Source organism: Paenibacillus lacisediminis (assembly GCF_046567315.2).
Map to the genome: position 1 here is coordinate 398125 of NZ_JBKIAX020000005.1, position 16990 is coordinate 415114.

At 50.4% G+C, this 16990-nt stretch carries 17 protein-coding genes; all 17 read left to right on the forward strand.

Annotated elements, in window-relative coordinates:
- The first annotated feature begins 186 nt into the window (after positions 1-186).
- The 17 genes from ACLD72_RS12880 to glyS all read left to right on the forward strand — a co-directional run bounded on the left by ACLD72_RS12880 (position 187) and on the right by glyS (position 16784).
- On the forward strand, positions 187-1260 hold the full coding sequence (locus ACLD72_RS12880; RefSeq protein WP_411002094.1) for a hypothetical protein: 1074 nt from the start codon (positions 187-189) through the stop codon (positions 1258-1260).
- Between the two features lie 79 nt (positions 1261-1339).
- Complete coding sequence (locus tag ACLD72_RS12885; protein WP_411002093.1) at positions 1340-2410, forward strand: hypothetical protein; 1071 nt, start codon at positions 1340-1342, stop codon at positions 2408-2410.
- A 934-nt stretch (positions 2411-3344) separates the two neighbouring features.
- Entirely contained in the window at positions 3345-3710 is a 366-nt protein-coding gene (locus ACLD72_RS12890) for a histidine triad nucleotide-binding protein (protein WP_128634502.1), read from the forward strand.
- A gap of 103 nt (positions 3711-3813) precedes the next feature.
- Entirely contained in the window at positions 3814-3987 is a 174-nt protein-coding gene (gene rpsU, locus ACLD72_RS12895) for a 30S ribosomal protein S21 (protein WP_005547957.1), read from the forward strand.
- 15 nt (positions 3988-4002) lie between these two features.
- A complete protein-coding gene (locus tag ACLD72_RS12900) occupies positions 4003-4446 on the forward strand; it encodes a GatB/YqeY domain-containing protein (RefSeq protein WP_036621306.1) in 444 nt (147 codons plus the stop codon).
- 182 nt (positions 4447-4628) lie between these two features.
- Positions 4629-4916, forward strand: a complete 288-nt coding sequence (gene yqfC, locus ACLD72_RS12905) for a sporulation protein YqfC (RefSeq protein ID WP_128634500.1) — start codon at positions 4629-4631, stop codon at positions 4914-4916.
- Between the two features lie 3 nt (positions 4917-4919).
- Positions 4920-6101 (forward strand): sporulation protein YqfD, encoded by a 1182-nt coding sequence (yqfD, locus tag ACLD72_RS12910; protein ID WP_411002092.1) that lies wholly within the window; start codon positions 4920-4922, stop codon positions 6099-6101.
- 6 nt (positions 6102-6107) lie between these two features.
- Positions 6108-7079, forward strand: a complete 972-nt coding sequence (locus ACLD72_RS12915) for a PhoH family protein (RefSeq protein ID WP_411002091.1) — start codon at positions 6108-6110, stop codon at positions 7077-7079.
- A 17-nt stretch (positions 7080-7096) separates the two neighbouring features.
- Positions 7097-9397, forward strand: coding sequence for an HD family phosphohydrolase (locus ACLD72_RS12920; RefSeq protein WP_411002090.1), 2301 nt, complete (start codon positions 7097-7099; stop codon positions 9395-9397).
- Entirely contained in the window at positions 9369-9866 is a 498-nt protein-coding gene (ybeY, locus tag ACLD72_RS12925; RefSeq protein WP_411002089.1) for an rRNA maturation RNase YbeY, read from the forward strand. Before ACLD72_RS12920 ends, ybeY begins: the two co-directional genes overlap by 29 nt.
- Positions 9866-10246, forward strand: coding sequence for a diacylglycerol kinase family protein (locus ACLD72_RS12930; protein WP_411002088.1), 381 nt, complete (start codon positions 9866-9868; stop codon positions 10244-10246). The genes ybeY and ACLD72_RS12930 overlap by 1 nt, the downstream gene beginning before the upstream one ends.
- A 515-nt stretch (positions 10247-10761) precedes the next feature.
- Complete coding sequence (cdd, locus tag ACLD72_RS12935) at positions 10762-11175, forward strand: cytidine deaminase (protein WP_411002087.1); 414 nt, start codon at positions 10762-10764, stop codon at positions 11173-11175.
- A 36-nt stretch (positions 11176-11211) separates the two neighbouring features.
- Positions 11212-12114, forward strand: coding sequence for a GTPase Era (gene era, locus ACLD72_RS12940; RefSeq protein WP_411002086.1), 903 nt, complete (start codon positions 11212-11214; stop codon positions 12112-12114).
- A gap of 121 nt (positions 12115-12235) precedes the next feature.
- A complete protein-coding gene (locus ACLD72_RS12945) occupies positions 12236-12370 on the forward strand; it encodes a YqzL family protein (RefSeq protein WP_128634493.1) in 135 nt (44 codons plus the stop codon).
- Positions 12371-12421: 51 nt separating this feature from the next.
- A complete protein-coding gene (gene recO / locus ACLD72_RS12950) occupies positions 12422-13171 on the forward strand; it encodes a DNA repair protein RecO (protein WP_411002085.1) in 750 nt (249 codons plus the stop codon).
- Positions 13172-13828: 657 nt separating this feature from the next.
- On the forward strand, positions 13829-14716 hold the full coding sequence (gene glyQ, locus ACLD72_RS12955; RefSeq protein WP_251587072.1) for a glycine--tRNA ligase subunit alpha: 888 nt from the start codon (positions 13829-13831) through the stop codon (positions 14714-14716).
- Entirely contained in the window at positions 14709-16784 is a 2076-nt protein-coding gene (gene glyS / locus ACLD72_RS12960) for a glycine--tRNA ligase subunit beta (RefSeq protein WP_411002084.1), read from the forward strand. Before glyQ ends, glyS begins: the two co-directional genes overlap by 8 nt.
- Positions 16785-16990: the final 206 nt, after the last annotated feature.

The window sequence follows — 16990 nt, forward strand, 5'->3', positions numbered from 1 at the left end:
GAGATCAGGCTGAATTAAAATGGCACAAGCTGTATTGTCTAGCAAGTTGAACGTGCTGCTGATCGGTCTAAGGCAGAGAGAGGGGGTGATGACTACTGTTTTTCTATAGATTCATTTCAACGTGACTGAAGCATTCCATTAAAAAGCTGTGGGTAAGCAAAATAAAAAATAAAGGAGTTTATTAATATGAACAAAAAAATAATTTTTCCTATCGTCGGAGTAGCCTTATTATCAGGAAGTCTGCTTGGATATGATACACCGATTCAAGCTAATACGTATAACAACCTGGATGTGAACATTGAGCAAGATGCTAAATCTGAGCAAACGCTTATGCAAACGGCTCAGGATAAGCTTAAAGAATTGACAGGAAATACGTATACGTTGATTTATGGAACTGCCGCGAAAGATTCTATCCATTTTAAAAGAGAGAACTTCAAGGACGATATTATTGCTTATAAAGCTAATGGAAAGCTCGAAGATATCGGTATTAAAATCAATTATGAAGATTTAAACGGTGGGAAATATCAAACCAAACTGAAGGAAACGTGGGCAGCTTTGTTCCCGGGAGAAGAACCGAAATATGTGAGTATCTCAGAGTCAATCTACAGTGTGGGTACAATCTCATCGAATGCTATGCAAAATAAGCAAATTTATATGCAAGAGAATGGCGAGGCTTATGGCGTAAATTATGCTCCTGACGATGCCTCAGCAAGCGTGCATAAGAAGGCTGCTCAGGTATTATCCAAGCTTACCGATGGAAAGGTCAAGCAGGGTGCTAAGTTGGATCGTATGTTTGTCCGTGATGGCAAACCAAATGTGTATCAATATAAGTATAAATCAGAAGCTATGGAAGTCAGCTTTGCAATTGAAGAACAAACGCTGGAACTGCTCCAAGCAGATGTATATCATACCGATGGTAAGGGTGTAGACAGTTATGAAGAATTTCAGAAACGAGAAAAAGAAAAAAATGCAAAGATGAAGAAGTTGACGTTAGACACTTTAATGAAGAACGCAATAAATGACGCGAAAACGATGCTAAATCTTGATTTGGAAGGATATAAGGGAGCAAGAGGAACAAATGCATGGGATGAGGATAATATGACGTTCACCAAAGAAGGGGCTCCTTCAGTTACTGCTAGATTTGACAAAGACGGATCGTTTAACAGCTTTATTATTGATAAGTATAATCAGGAAATCGATTTTTACGGAATGACCATCGTAGGTCCCCCAAATGAAGAACTCAAATTATTAATTGACTGATATGTATTGAAAAGCAGCTTGGAGATGAACTTATATTTCAGTAAAACCATGAGATAGCAAAGTAAAGGAGTTTATAAACATGAACAAAAAGAAAATTTTTCCTATAATCGGGGTAGCCTTATTATCAGGAAGTTTGCTGGGATGCCAAACACCTGTTCAGGCAGCACCTAACACGGTAAATATCAATGCTTCACAGGGTGTTAAGCTTGATCAGAAGCTTATGCAACAGGCTCAGGATAAACTTAAAGAGCTAACAGGGAATACGTATACGTTAATTCAAGGAACTGCCATGAAGGATTTTGTGAGTTTTAAAAGAGAGAATTTCAAATATGATACTATTACTTATAAAAAGAATGGAAAGCTAGAAAATATCGGTATTAACATCAATTTTGAAGATTTAAACGGCGGGAAATATCAAACCAAACTGAAGGAAACGTGGGAAGCTTTGTTCCCAGGGGAAACACCAAAGTATGTGAGTATCTCAGAGTCAATCTACCGTGTGGGTACAATCTCATCGAATGCCAAACAAAATAAACAAGTTTATATGGACGAGAATGGCGAGGTACATGGCGTAAATTATGCACCTGACGATGCCCCAGCAAGCGTGCAGAAGACGGCTGCTCAGGTATTAAGCAAGCTTACCAATGGTAAGGTCAAGAAAGGGGAAAAGTTAGATTGTGTGTTTGTCCTTGATGGCAAACCAAATGTGTATCAATATAAGTATAAATCAAAAACGATGAATGTGAGCTTTGCAATTGAGGATCAAACGCTGGAACTGCTCCAAGCAGGCGTACATCAAAGTAATGGTAAAGGCATAGATAATTACGAAGACTTCCAGAAGAAAGAAAAAGCAAAAGATACAAAGATCAAGAATCTGACGTTGGATACATTAATGAAGAACGCAATGAAAGACGCGAAAATGATGATAAATTTTGATTTGAAAGGATATAAGGGAGCAAGAGGGACAAATGCATGGGACAAGGATCAAATGACGTTCACCAAAAAAGGGGCTCCCACAGTCATTGCCACAGTGGATACAGACGGATCGTTTAACGACTTTATCGTAGAGAAGTATGGTCAGCATCTCAGTTTCGGCGGAAACACGATCGTAGGGCCTGCAAATGAGGAACCAAAATTATTATTCAACTAATTCTAAAAATTTAGTTCAGACTGAAGCTAGTAGGGGCTCAAGATAGAGCCCGAGCTAAAATAGTAATAAATAGAGATGATTAAGACTCATCCACAGGAAGCCTCTCCGTAATCCGGAGGGGCTTTGGTTACTCATCAGCATACCACCAATCGACTCCATTTATGGTAGAAATGAAGGGTAGTTTACACTCTTCAAACAGAGGCGAAAACGAGCTGTTTTTATGTAAAATTTCAGCCGGAATTTTGGTTCAACCTAATCATCAGTGCTTGACAGTCAAGCCGGGAACAGACCGTGGCCTGAAGCGAGGCTCGTTATCCGGGGCTTTGCACGATTATCCCGTTTGATCGGGTGACTTGGCTTCCTGAACCAGAGGGATAATCGTGCAAAGTGATTTGGAGAGACAACACCCTCTATCTCCGTCATCTTTTATTTTGTCAAGCATTGATTTTGGTCTTGACCCGAAATTTTTACCAAAAAGGTTACGGTTTATTCGTTTACTGCCAACCCTTTCGATTGATGCGGATATGATTCCGTTGTGCTATTTGCTGGTGGATTGGTGCTTTGCGCCGCTGTTGACATGGAGCGCACGTTTCATTACCGGATTGGTGAGGTTCCTGACTATCAGGCTTTCAAGACGGTGTAGACGAATAGGAAAAAATAACGATACAAGACAGTTTGTGTAAGTAAAGGGAAATTCATTTTTTAGGTGATATTAATCACAGATACAGTATCACTCTGCTGTTATACTACAGTTAAGCCGACATCACTTTGCAAGCACCCCGCCGGACGTATTGGTGAGGAGAAATACTTATTTTTCCGTCCAATACGTCCGTGCGACCAGCTTCTCTACAAGAGCAGCAGGGTGCTTCTTTTTTTTGCCTTTTTTCGGTATGATGGATTTATCGGAAAAGACAACCGAATTAGGAGGATCAAGATGGACAACTGTTTGTTCTGTAAAATCGTAGAAGGATCGATTCCGTCCAGTAAAGTTTACGAGGATGACCGGTTTCTCGTATTCCGCGATATTCAGCCAGCCGCGCCTGTGCACGTGCTGATCATTCCGAAGAAGCATATCGGTTCGATGGACGAGGTCGCTCCGGAGGATTTTGTTTTGATCGGCGAAATGCACCGGATCGCCCAGGATGTCGCCAGACAGCTTGGCGTCGCTGAAAGCGGGTACCGTTTGATCAATAATTGCGGCCCGGACAGCGGACAGGCGGTGCAGCATATTCATTACCATCTGCTCGGCGGGGCGAAGCTGGGGGCTTTGGTACAATCTTCTGACTCGCATGCGCTATAAGGGCCATTTAGAAGGTTGACACTCTATTTCACTTTCCCCTATAATGAAGTTTGATGAACCGTGTTATGCTCTTGGACGGTCTGGTCGGAGGGAGGGAAAACTGGTGTCTGAAACTAAAGTTCGCAAAAACGAGACAATTGATGCTGCACTTCGTCGCTTTAAACGTTCCATCGCGAAAGATGGAGTATTGGCTGAGGTGAAGAAACGTAAGCATTATGAAAAGCCAAGCGTAAAGCGCAAGAAAAAGTCCGAGGCTGCTCGTAAGAGAAAGTTTTAGGAGGATTTAACTGCTATGAATCTTAGCGAGCGATTGAACGAAGATATGAAGCAAGCGATGAAGAATCAAGACAAGTTCAAGCTCTCCACCATACGAATGGTTCGTGCTACGATGAAAAATCTTGAAATAGATTTGAAAAGAACTTTGAACGATAATGAAGTGCTTGATATCCTTAGTCGTGAAATCAAACAGCGCAAAGATGCCCTCCAAGAATTTGAAAAAGCGGGTCGTGACGATCTTGCCGCACAAGTGAAAGCGGAAGCGGAGATCCTTGCTGAGTATCTTCCCGAACAGCTAACCGAAGAAGAAATTAAAGTCATTGTACAGCAGACCATCCAGGAAACCGGTGCTTCTTCGAAAGCCGATATCGGGAAAGTGATGAGCGCGCTTATGCCAAAGGTCAAAGGCCGGGCAGAAGGCAAGCTTGTAAACCAGGCGGTTCAACAGCTTTTGCAATAACTCACAGACGAACACCTTCTACGTTACTATTGATGTAGAGGGTGTTTTTTCATTTTCATAAAGAGGTAGTTCAAACGCGCTTTATGATCCCGTTCTCTTATCGAGGGCGGGATTTTTTCCATTTTCATAAATCCGCGGACCCCAGCATAATTTGTACAGTAGGGGAAGGAGGATTGCCTCATATGAGCCGGTTTGTCCGCAAAATCCGCAAATGGACGGTCGATGCGCTCGACTTGCCCAGCGACCTTGTATACGATTTGCCCAGGCTCACCTTGATCGGAGGTCAGCAGTTGTACATAGAGAATCATCGGGGCGTCATCCACTTTTCTCCCGAGGAGCTGCATTTGGCGCTAAGCCAAGGCACTTTGGAGGTAGAGGGTAAGGAACTGGTCATCAAAGCGATCATGCCCGAGGAAGTGGTTATTGAGGGCCGAATATTCGGCATTAAATATCGAGGAATGGAGGAGTGAAATGTGAAATCACCGGCCATCACCAAACTGCGTGGCGTGGTCACCATCCTGGTTCGCAGGGGAAAGACCGAACAGCTCGTCAACGAGCTGGCCAGGGAAGGCATCGAAGTCTGGGACGTAATGCCCTTGCCTGAAGGACAAATGGAAATGAAAGTGGGGCTATCCGATTTTTTTCGCTTGCGTCCCTTTTTAAAAAGGACAGGCTGCCGGATCACGGTCAAAGGACGGTCAGGGCTGCCTTTTATTTTGACGCGGATGTGGAAAAGAAAAATGTTTATCGCCGGCTTTGCCTTTTTTATCGCGGCGATCTTCTGTTTATCCTCGCTGGTATGGGATATTGAGGTTCAAGGCAACGAAAAAATCGCCACCGAAGACGTGCTTGCCGCCGCCAAACAGGAAGGGCTCTATCCGTTTCAGTGGATTTTTCGCCTGCCCAAACAGGACAAGCTGTCGGCGGAGTTGACGCGCAAACTTCCGGGGACATCCTGGGTCGGCGTCTCCCGAACCGGCACGCGGATCATGATTCAGGTGGTGGAGGCGACCAAGCCGAAGGAAGAAGCGCTGCTCAGCCCGCGCCATCTCGTCAGCAAAAGCGATGCGGTCGTTTCCCATATTTACGCGGAAAAAGGCCAGCCGGAAGTGAGCAAAAACGACCGGGTCAAAAAAGGACAGGTGCTCGTATCCGGTTTTCAAGGAGGAAAGGCTGTCGTCTCCAAAGGTGTGGTGCGCGGCATCGTGTGGCATGAATACAAGATCGAGGTTCCGTTTTTGCATAAACAGAAGGTGTACACCGGGGAAAGAAAGCAGCGCGGTTACTTGTATTTCGGAAATACGGCGATCCAACTCACCGGTTACGGCAAAATTTCGTTCCAGCAATCGGAGACGATAACCGAGCTTGATCCGCTCAGTTGGAGGAGCTTCAAGCTGCCGATCGGCTGGATGACCGAAAAGGTGCTGGAAACGACGGACATGGAATGGAAACGGACCGCGGAACAGGCCAAGCAGGAGGGGATCGAGCGGGCAAAACGGGATATTTTGGCCAAATATGGGGTGGACAGTGTCATTATGAATCAAAAAATTTTGCATGAGAACACAGACAATGGTAAAGTTTATATGAAAGTGCATTTTGAAGTAGAGCAAAACATTGCGGAAGAACTTCCGATAGTACAAGATCAAGGAGAATGAGGCTATTTGTCTGAACAACTGGTGAGCATCAAGTTACCGCTTCAGAGCGCGGGGGAAGGACTTGCTTTATTTGGACCCCAAGACGCGTTCCTGAAATTAATCGAAGAGCATTTGCGCGCAGGCATCGTTTTGCGCGAATCGGAAATTACGATCCGCGGCGAACAGCATGAGGCGGAGAAAGTGGAGCAGTTGTTTGAGGTGTTGCTTGAACTGATTCGCAACGGGTACGTGTTGACCGAAAGGGACGTGCTTTATGCGATCGAACTCGCCAAGGATTTCCGGGCGGATCAACTGCTTGATCTATATAAAGGGGAAATTGCGGTCACTTACCGGGGTAAGCCGATCCGCGTCAAAACGATCGGACAGAAGCATTACGTCACGACGATCAAGAAACGGGATGTCGTGTTTGGGGTCGGTCCGGCCGGTACGGGAAAAACGTATCTTGCCGTCGTGCTGGCGATCGCGGCGCTGAAGGAAGGAACGGTCAAACGGATCATTTTAACCCGGCCTGCGGTCGAAGCCGGAGAGAGCCTGGGCTTTTTGCCGGGCGACCTGCAGGAGAAGGTCGATCCTTACCTGCGCCCGCTCTACGATGCGCTCTATGATGTGATGGGGCCGGAGCAAACGGCCAAAGCGCTGGAGCGCGGCCTGATCGAGATTGCGCCGCTGGCGTATATGCGCGGCCGGACATTGGACGATTCGTTTATTATTTTGGACGAGGCTCAAAATACAACACCGGAACAAATGAAGATGTTCCTGACCCGGCTCGGCTTCGGCTCCAAGATGGTCATTACCGGAGACGTTACGCAGATCGACTTGCCCAAAGGCAAAAAGTCCGGGCTGGTGGAAGCCAAAGCGATTTTAAGCGGCATTGAGGAGATCGGCTTCGTATACTTTGCCGAATCGGACGTTGTCCGCCATTCGCTGGTACAGAAAATTATTGTTGCATATGACCGTGCTGCTGAAAATCAAGGGTAAGCAGGAGGGCTGTCTTTATGACGAATAACGATCAGCAAAATAAAAGCGCGTTTCAATCCACCTTTGCGGGATGGAAACATAGCACAACGGTGCGTTATTTGTTATATGCGGTGCTTGTTGTTATGCTGTATGCCGGCATGGCGCCCAAACTGCTGCCCGAAACCTACGATATCGCCGTGGGGATGCCCAGCGACAAAGAGATTATGGCGCCGATGGACATTCCGGACACCAAAGCGACGCTGAAAGCCCAGGAAGACGCGGCCGAGAAGGTCGGACAAGTATATACGATCCTTCCGCTTCGCAATGAAGCGCTGGTTGGCCAGCTGCTGGACCGGATTTTCCGGCTTAATCAGGACGACCAGGTGTCCGAGGACGACAAAATCAAAATTTACCGCGAAGAGCTGCCGCAGCGCGTTAAGGACTACGTTCAAACTTTTATTATGAACAACCGGAACAACAGCGCATATTCGCCGACCTTGTTTGAGGAAGTCACCCAGCGGATCGATGAACAGCAGTACCATATTTCCGAGGAAACGTTCATCAAAATTCCGCGATTGACCGCCGAAGATATCAACGAAATGAAACGGGTGGCGGCCGACATCGTGGCCCGTTTGACCGCGGATCCGATCGTGGACGCCCAGACGGCCCGGACCAAGGTGGCGGAAATGGTCAGCACGAGTTCCCTGAGCAAGCGGACTTCCCGGGAAGTTGTGCAGGAACTGGCGCGTTTGTCGATTACGGCCAACAAGTTTTACGACGAGGAAGCGACGAAGGCGGCCAAGGTCGAAGCACGCGAAAATACGCCCACCGTCTATATCAAGCAAGGGGATGTCCTCGTTAAAAAGGGCGAAAAAATCACCGAGGAAATGTACACCCTGTTGGAGAAAAACGGGTTGTTGAAGAACGAGGTCGACTATTCCCCGCAGTTTGGCTTGATTTTGCTGTCTCTGCTGATGGCGACGGGACTTATTATGTATATCCGCCATTCGGAAGGAACCGGCCGGTTTAAATACAATAACGCCCAATTTGTTATGCTGCTGATGATTATTTTGATTGCGATCGTTTCGATGCATGTCATCAACCTTCTGCAAGACGAGCAGCATCCGTACATCGGCTATTTGGCGCCGATCGCGACGGGGGCGATGCTGATCACGCTGCTGCTCGAAGTGCCGCTGGCTTATATTTGCTCCATCCTGTTCGGCGTGTTGGCAAGCATCATTTTGAATGTGCATCAAGGGGAGATTTTTGATTTTAAGTTTGGCTTTTTCGCCCTTGTCATCTCCTTTGCTTCGATATTCGCCATTCATCGGGCCAGCCAGCGGTCGACGCTGCTTAAGGCAGGAATCATGATTTGCCTGTTTGGTTCATTTGCCGTCTTTTCGCTGACCTTGCTCGGCAACAATGACTGGACGCAAACCAGCACACTGTACGATTTAGGTTTTGCCGTGGCGGGGGGCCTGTTGACAACGATCCTTGTGATCGGCCTGATGCCGTTTTTCGAGGTGACTTTCGGCATTTTGTCCGCGCTGAAGCTGGTGGAGCTGTCCAACCCGAACCATCCGTTGCTGCGCAAGCTGTTGACGGAAACGCCGGGAACGTATCACCACAGCGTTATGGTCGGCAACCTGTCGGAAGCGGCTGCGGAGGCGATTGGAGCCAACGGGCTGCTCTGCCGGGTCGGTTCGTATTACCATGATATCGGCAAGACGAAACGGCCGAGTTATTTTATCGAGAACCAGAACAATATGGAAAATCCGCATGATTTCATCGATCCGAAGCTGAGCAAATCGATCATTATCGCCCATGCCCGGGACGGCGCGGAAATGCAGAAGGAATATAAAATCCCGAAGCCGATTCGCGATATCGCGGAGCAGCATCACGGAACGACCTTTTTGCATTATTTTTATCACAAGGCGTTGCGCTTAGCTGAAGAGCAGGGGGTAGAGCCCGACTTCACAGAAGAGGATTTCCGCTATCCGGGGCCCAAAGCCCAGTCCAAGGAGGCGGCCGTCGTCGGCATCGCCGACAGCGTGGAGGCGGCCGTGCGCTCGCTGCGCAAGCCAACGGTGGAGCAGGTCGAATCGATGATCGAAAAAATCATCAAAAGCCGGCTTGACGATCACCAGTTTAACGAATGCGATTTGACGATGCGTGAACTGGATATCATCGCCCAGACGCTGAAGGAAACCGTCATGGGGATCTTCCACTCCCGGATCGAATATCCGGAGGAGATCAAGAAAAGCCAGGAAAACAAACAGAATGAAGAGAAGGACAGGGGGCAGGGCGTAAATGGGCCTACAACTGGCTTGGAGCAATGAGCAAGATAAAATGGAGATCAGCGAGGACCTGATCGATTTGCTTGATCGGGCGCTGCAGATCGCCGGGGAAGCCGAGGGCATTACCGAAGGGGAAGTCGCTTTGACGTTCGTGGACGATGCCGCCATTCACGAGCTGAACCGGGATTACCGCGGGATCGACCGCCCGACCGACGTCCTGTCGTTTGCGATGAACGAGTCGCTGGACGAGGAGCTTGAAATCGTTTATGAGCTTGAAGAAGACGAAGAGCTGGACGATTTGGCCGATGTGCTCGGCGATATCATCATTTCCGTCGAAAAGGCCAAGGCGCAAAGCGAAGAATACGGGCATTCTATCGAACGCGAAATCGGCTTTTTGTTCATTCACGGGTTTTTGCACCTGCTCGGCTACGATCATCAGAACGCAGCGAGCGAAGCGGAAATGATGGGCAAACAGGAAGCGGCGTTGGCCAAGGTGGGGCTGACGCGCTGATGAAGCCCACAGCCAGGTGGACCGCTTCGTTCCGGTACGCGCTGGAAGGGATTGCGGCTTCGCTGAAGACGCAGCGAAACTTGCGTTTTCATTGTTTTGCCGCCGCCCTCGTGATTGCGGCTTCCTTTTATTTTGCACTCCCGCCCCGCGATATTGCTGTCCTGCTGCTGACGATCGCTTTGGTGATATCTCTCGAGCTGGTGAACACAGCGATTGAAGCGGCGGTTGATCTTATCACCCCGGAGCGGCATCCTCTCGCCAAACTGGCTAAGGATGCCGCTGCCGGGGCAGTGCTGGCTGCGGCGTTTTTTGCCGCCGTGATTGGAGTCTTGATTTTCTACCGGCCGGTTATGGCTTGGCTTCATGCTTTATTCGGCTGAAACCTAGAAATCGGTACATGACAGCCGGCAACTGGAACAACGAACCCTCCGCCTTCAAAATAGCGGAACTTTGTGTTCTTATTATCCGGAGTCCTAGCATGTTGATCCCCATTAGCGGTATTTTTTGCCCTTATTTACCTATGAATGATCCAAAACGCGGGTATTTCCTTGAGATTTGAGTAAATAGCGACTTAAATGTCCTCTATTTCTTTCAAATGGACGGATATCGCTGAAATAACACCTCATTTTGCCCTTATGTTTTTAGCTGGAGTTTCTCGGGCAGCTTGGTTTTTATGGGTTTTCTCGGTGCAATACCATATAGCGCCGCCGACTTATCAGCGGACTTCTGCTTTGATATTCAGCGGCATCCCACTTGCCTTGAGCCCTTCGGTCCAAGTACCATCGAACCGGAAGGATGAACAGGTTAGACGAAGATGTGCGCCTGATTGCTTTGTCAAGCGCCGTTTTTAGTTTTGAGCCTTGTTATCTTGGTCATTTAAGGAGATGATATGTTTATGGATTATAACAAACTGCTTCAAGAAGCTATAGAGGCCCGTAAAGCGGCTTATATTCCTTATTCGGGTTTTGGCGTAGGCGCAGCCTTGTTGGATGAGCGCGGACAAGTGCACCGCGGCTGCAACGTCGAAAACGCCGCCTACACCCCGACGAACTGCGCCGAGCGTACGGCCCTGTTTCGCGCTGTTGCCGATGGACACCGTCCCGGCAGCTTTCAGGCGATCGCCGTTGTCGCGGACACGGACGATCCCGTTGCTCCCTGCGGCGTTTGCCGCCAGGTGATGCTCGAGCTGTGCGGCCCGGATATGCCAGTCATTCTCGGCAACCTGGGGGGCGGCGTCCGTCATACGACAGTTCGCGAACTGCTTCCGTACGCCTTTGCTCCTTCCCATCTGGAGGAGTCCGGCAAATAATCCGCCAAGTCACTTCACGAAAGGAACAAACGACTTATGTCAAAAGCGAAATTCAAATCCGGCTTCGTGGCGATCGTCGGACGGCCAAACGTCGGCAAATCGACGCTGATGAACCATATTATCGGCCAAAAAATTGCCATTATGTCCGATAAACCGCAGACGACGCGGAACAAAATTCATGGGGTGTATACCTCGGAATCGATGCAGATCGTCTTTTTGGATACCCCCGGCATCCATAAACGCCAGTCGAAGCTTGGCGACTACATGAACACGACGGCGCTGAACACGCTGGGAGAGGTGGAAGCGGTGCTGTTTCTCGTCGACGTCGCGGAAGGTTTGGGCGGCGGCGACCGGTTTATCATCGAACGGCTGAAGGGCGTCGGCACGCCGGTCATTCTAGTGCTGAACAAAATCGACCGCGTCGAGCCGGAGCAGCTGCTGCCGATCATGGAGGAATACCGCAAGCTGTACGAGTTCGCGGAAATCGTGCCGATTTCGGCGAAACTTGGCAACAACGTAAACACGCTGATTGAGCAAATCGGCAAATATTTGCCTGAGGGGCCGCAATATTACCCGGAGGATCAGGTGACCGACCATCCGGAGCAGTTTGTGTGCGCCGAACTGATCCGCGAGAAAATTTTGCACCTCACGCGTGAGGAAGTTCCGCACTCGATCGCGGTGACGATCGAAGATATGCGCGTGCAGGAGAACGGAGTCGTCTATATCTCCGCCGTCATTTTCGTTGAGCGCGATTCGCAAAAGGGGATAATCATCGGCAAACAGGGGGCCTTGCTAAAGGAAGTCGGCAAGCTTGCCCGTAAGGATATCGAAAATTTGCTGGGTTCGAAAATTTTTCTGGAGCTGTGGGTGAAAGTCAAAAAAGACTGGCGCAACCAGGAGCGGATCCTGCGGGATCTCGGCTTCCACCAGGACGCTTAAGCCCGTGCTTAAGTCCGGCGTATTCTATACTGGGAGTTATTGCAACGCATAGTTCCGGTCCTTCGGCACATCCTATTCTTTGAAGATGCAGGCGTCATTTCCGAAGAAAGGATGAATACGAATGCGAGATTTTTCGTGGAAGTATTTTGCGATGACTGGAGATGTCGATGCTTACTTGCTGTATAAAGAAGCCTGCGGCAGTTCCGACGAGGAGGCTGCGGCCGAAGAGCTGGTCTTGGAAGAAGAGGCCGAGTGACCGAAGGGAAAAATCGGGGAGAAGCAGCCAGGACGGTTTGGGGGAAATATCATGCTTTACAGGGTGGAAGGAATCGTCATCCGCAGCATGGATTATGGTGAAGGCAATAAAATCATTACTTTATGCACAGAAAGCTACGGTAAAGTCGGGGTTCTGGCCCGTGGAGCCAAAAAGGTGAAAAGCCGGCATGCGGCGCTGACCCAGCCTTTTACGTACGGAGAATATGTGTTCTTTCGTCAAAACGGGGGGCTTGGAACGCTCAATTCAGGTGAGATCATCGAATCTCACTTTTCTTTGCGTGAGGACCTTTTTTTGGCGGCCTATGCCTCTTATGTCTGCGAGCTGCTGGACCGGACCTTGCAGGACGAGGAGGTCGGGAGCTTTTGGTTCACGCAATTAAAAGCTTGCCTCGATGCGCTTTCATCCGGGAAGGATCCGCAAATCGTCGTCCATTTGTTCGAAATGAAAATGCTGCAGGCCGCGGGCTACGGCCCGTCCTTTGCCAGCTGCATTGCCTGCGGGAGAATTGATGAGTCGCTGTATGTCAGCCCCCGCTTGGGCGGGAAGCTATGCAGCGGCTGCCGGCACCAAGATCCGGCGGCAATGAAAGTATCGCCCGGAACTTACAAGCTATTGTCGCTGTTCGAAAAAATGGATCTGCGCCGGCTCGGTAACGCCAGCGTCAAGGATGAAACGAAGCAGGAGCTAAAAACGGTAATGCGGGCCTTCATGGACATGCAGCTTGGCCTTAAGCTGAAATCGCGGAATTTCCTCGATCAGCTGGACAAATACGAGATTTGACGATCGGCATAAAATCATATATTATAAATAAGAATTTCTCCTTTTTGGAGCCATGCGTTGAACGGGAAAAGTAGTGAGATGGGAATCCGATTTGGTTTTGGCAAAAAATCAGCTTTTCAGCACCGAGAAGGTTGGATGAAGCTGGGACTGAGTAGCGGAGCGTACGTTTTGGGTACGTGAGCAACGGAAGGCCCTGCTGAATTCAAGATTCGATGCCGAGTAAGCCTCATGAATAACTTCGTGATCAAAAGTTGATTTTTTGCCTACCTTGAAGCGAGCTGGGGATGGTGGGAGCCTGGCTGGATCATCTCACGAAAACGGCGCCCCGGGAGCATGAATGATCGTGAAAAGCGGATTTGCACACCGGGTTTGTGCTTTAGCGCAAGTTGCGCGTATGAGCGGAACATGGTTGCAAATCAAGTAGGGTGGAACCGCGGGAACTTTCAGCTCTCGTCCCTACGTCTGTCAGCAGGCGTAGGAGGCGGGGGCTTTTTGGCTTGCTTCGTTACGATCGGCTGATGCGGGAGCGGCTGAGCCTTGTTTTACGGGCGGCGCTTCTCCAAGTTCCAAAGCCCAGGGCGGCGAGCCTTTCGGCGCCGGCCGAGTCTGCTTCGTTTCGTTTTGGGTATCCTCTATAGTGCAAAGGAGATGTGGTAGATGAATTTTCAGCAAATGATTTTAACGCTGCAGCAGTTTTGGGCGGAACAAAACTGCATCGTCGTTCAGCCGTACGACGTGGAGAAGGGGGCCGGCACGCTCAACCCGATGACCTTCCTGCGGGCGATCGGTCCAGAGCCGTGGAACGTAGCTTATGTGGAGCCCTCCCGGCGTCCGGCCGACGGACGTTACGGGGAAAACCCGAACCGGCTGTATCAGCATCACCAGTTTCAGGTCATCCTTAAGCCGTCTCCGGACAACATCCAGGAAATTTACCTCGAAAGCTTGAAACGGCTCGGTATTAATCCGCTGGAGCATGACATCCGTTTTGTTGAGGACAACTGGGAGCATCCGGGTCTCGGCGCGTGGGGCCTTGGTTGGGAAGTGTGGCTGGACGGGATGGAAATCACCCAGTTCACCTACTTCCAGCAGGTCGGCGGAATTGAAGCGAATCCGGTCGCGGTGGAAATCACCTACGGGATGGAGCGGCTTGCCTCCTACATTCAGGACAAGGAAAACGTGTTCGAGCTGGAGTGGGTGGACGGTACGACTTACGGCGACGTTTTCCATCAAGCGGAATATGAGCATTCCAAATATACATTTGAAATTTCCGACGTCAAAATGCTGTTTACGTTGTTCAATATGTACGAGCAAGAAGCCGGCAAAGCGATGGAGCAGCATCTGGTGTTCCCGGCGTACGATTACGTGCTGAAATGCTCGCATACGTTCAACCTGCTCGACGCCAGAGGTGCGATCAGCGTAACGGAACGGACCGGTTATATTACGCGGGTGCGGAACTTATCGCGGCAAGTCGCCGCAACGTATTTGGAGGAGCGCGAGAAGCTTGGCTTCCCGATGCTTCAGAAAGGGGGAGCTATACGTGCCTAAGGATCTGCTGTTTGAAATCGGTTTGGAAGAAATGCCGGCCCGCTTTATCCGCGGAGCGATGGAGCAGTTGAAGGAACGGACGGAAAAATGGCTGGAGGAGTCGGTCATTGCCCACGGCGCTATTGAAGCTTACGCCACGCCGCGCCGCTTGACCGTACTGGTAAGAGATGTGGCCGAAAAGCAGGAGGATGTACACGAGGAAGTCAAAGGCCCGTCGCGCAAAATCGCCCTGAATGAAAGCGGCGAATGGAGCAAAGCGGCGCTCGGGTTCGCCCGCAGCCAAGGGGCCGATCCGGAGCAGTTCATGTTCCGCGAGGTTGCCGGCACGGAATACGTCTATGTCAGCAAAAGCCGCACAGGCGTGGAGACAGCGGGGATTTTGGCCGAAGGTTTGCTGGGCATTTTGCAGGCGATGAATTTTCCGAAAAACATGCGCTGGGGCAGCTACGACTTTAAATTTGTACGCCCAATCCGCTGGATGGTGGCTTTGTTCGGCAAGGACGTGATCGATCTGGAAATCGCCGGCGTCAAATCGGGCAACGTTACGCGCGGCCATCGTTTTCTCGGTGCCGAAGCCATCATCAAAGAGCCGGCGGCGTATGTGGAAACGCTGCGCGCCCAGTTCGTGATCGCGGATGTGAATGAACGGCAAAACATGATCCAAAGCCAAATCGACGCCTTAGCCAAAGAAAAAGGCTGGCATATCGCGGTGAAGGACGACCTGCTGGAAGAAGTGTTGTTCCTGGTCGAGACGCCGACCGTGCTGTTCGGCACGTTCGAGGAATCGTTCCTGAACATTCCGCAGGAAGTGCTCATCACGTCGATGCGCGAGCATCAGCGTTATTTCCCGGTATTGGACGGTCAGGGGCGCCTGCTGCCTTATTTCGTTACCGTCCGCAACGGGAACAACGCTTCCCTGGACGTCATCGCCCGGGGGAACGAAAAGGTGCTGCGCGCCCGGTTGTCCGACGCCAAGTTCTTTTACGAGGAAGACCAAAAGCTGGCGATCAAGGACGCGTTGTCCAAGCTGGAAAGCATCGTGTTCCATGACGAACTCGGCACGATCGGCGACAAGGTCCGCCGCATTCGCCGCAATACGGAGAAGCTGTCCGCCCTGCTCGGCGCCGACAGCGGCACGGTCGAAGCGGCCGCGCGCACCGCGGAAATCTGCAAATTCGACCTCGTTACGCAAATGGTTTACGAGTTTCCCGAACTGCAAGGTGTGATGGGTGAGGATTACGCCGGCAAAGCCGGGGAACCGGAAGCGGTAGCGAGAGGGATTTTCGAGCACTATCAGCCGCGTTTCGCCGACGATGCGGTACCTGCGTCCACCGTTGGTTCGATCGTCAGCATCGCCGACAAGATCGACACGATTACGGGCTGCTTTTCAATCGGGATCATCCCGACGGGTTCCCAGGATCCGTATGCATTGCGCCGTCAGGCGGCCGGCATCGTGCAGATCGTTTTGGAGCACAAGCTGCCGATTTTGCTGACGGATATTTTCAAAATCGCGTTGGAAACTCATCAGCAGTTCCAGGGGCTGAAACGCGGCGAAGAGGAAATCCTGAAAGATCTGCTGGAGTTCTTTGGGCTTCGCGTCAGAAAGACATTGTCCGATAACCTGCGTTACGATGTCGTGGATGCCGTTATCGCCGCAGGATATGATGATGTCGTGTCCGTCGTTGCCCGGGGGAATGCGCTGATGGATGCCGTAACCACCCAAGCGGACTTTAAGCTGACGGTCGAATCGTTCGGACGGGTGAGCAATCTGGCCGCCAAGGCGACCGGCGAAAAAGTCCGTTCCGATCTGCTGGCGGAACCGGCGGAACAGGCGCTGCATGAGGCGTGGCGCGCGATCACGGACAAATACCGCGAGGCGCTTGCCCAGCGGAAGGCCGCCGAGGCGCTTGACGTAATCAGTAGTTTGAAAGACGCTATTACCGTTTTCTTTGATGCCGTCATGGTTATGGCCGAAGACGAAGCGATCCGCACGAACCGTTTGGCACTGCTCGCCGCTATCGACGGAGATCTCAAGGCGTTCGCCGATTTCGGCAAATTGGTTTGGTAGGGAACCCGGCGTCTTGTTTCTAACGGACACCAGCGCCGCTATTTAGGCGAAATCGAGAGTTTTCAGAATCTAGCGGACCTCAGTGAGCTTATTTGGCGTTGAAACGCATGTTTTCGGCCCTTTTTAGGCAAATAAGAGCACTCCGGTCCGTTAGAAATTAAAATTCCGTTTCTCACGCTAATGGCATATTTCCGGAAGGCGAGGCG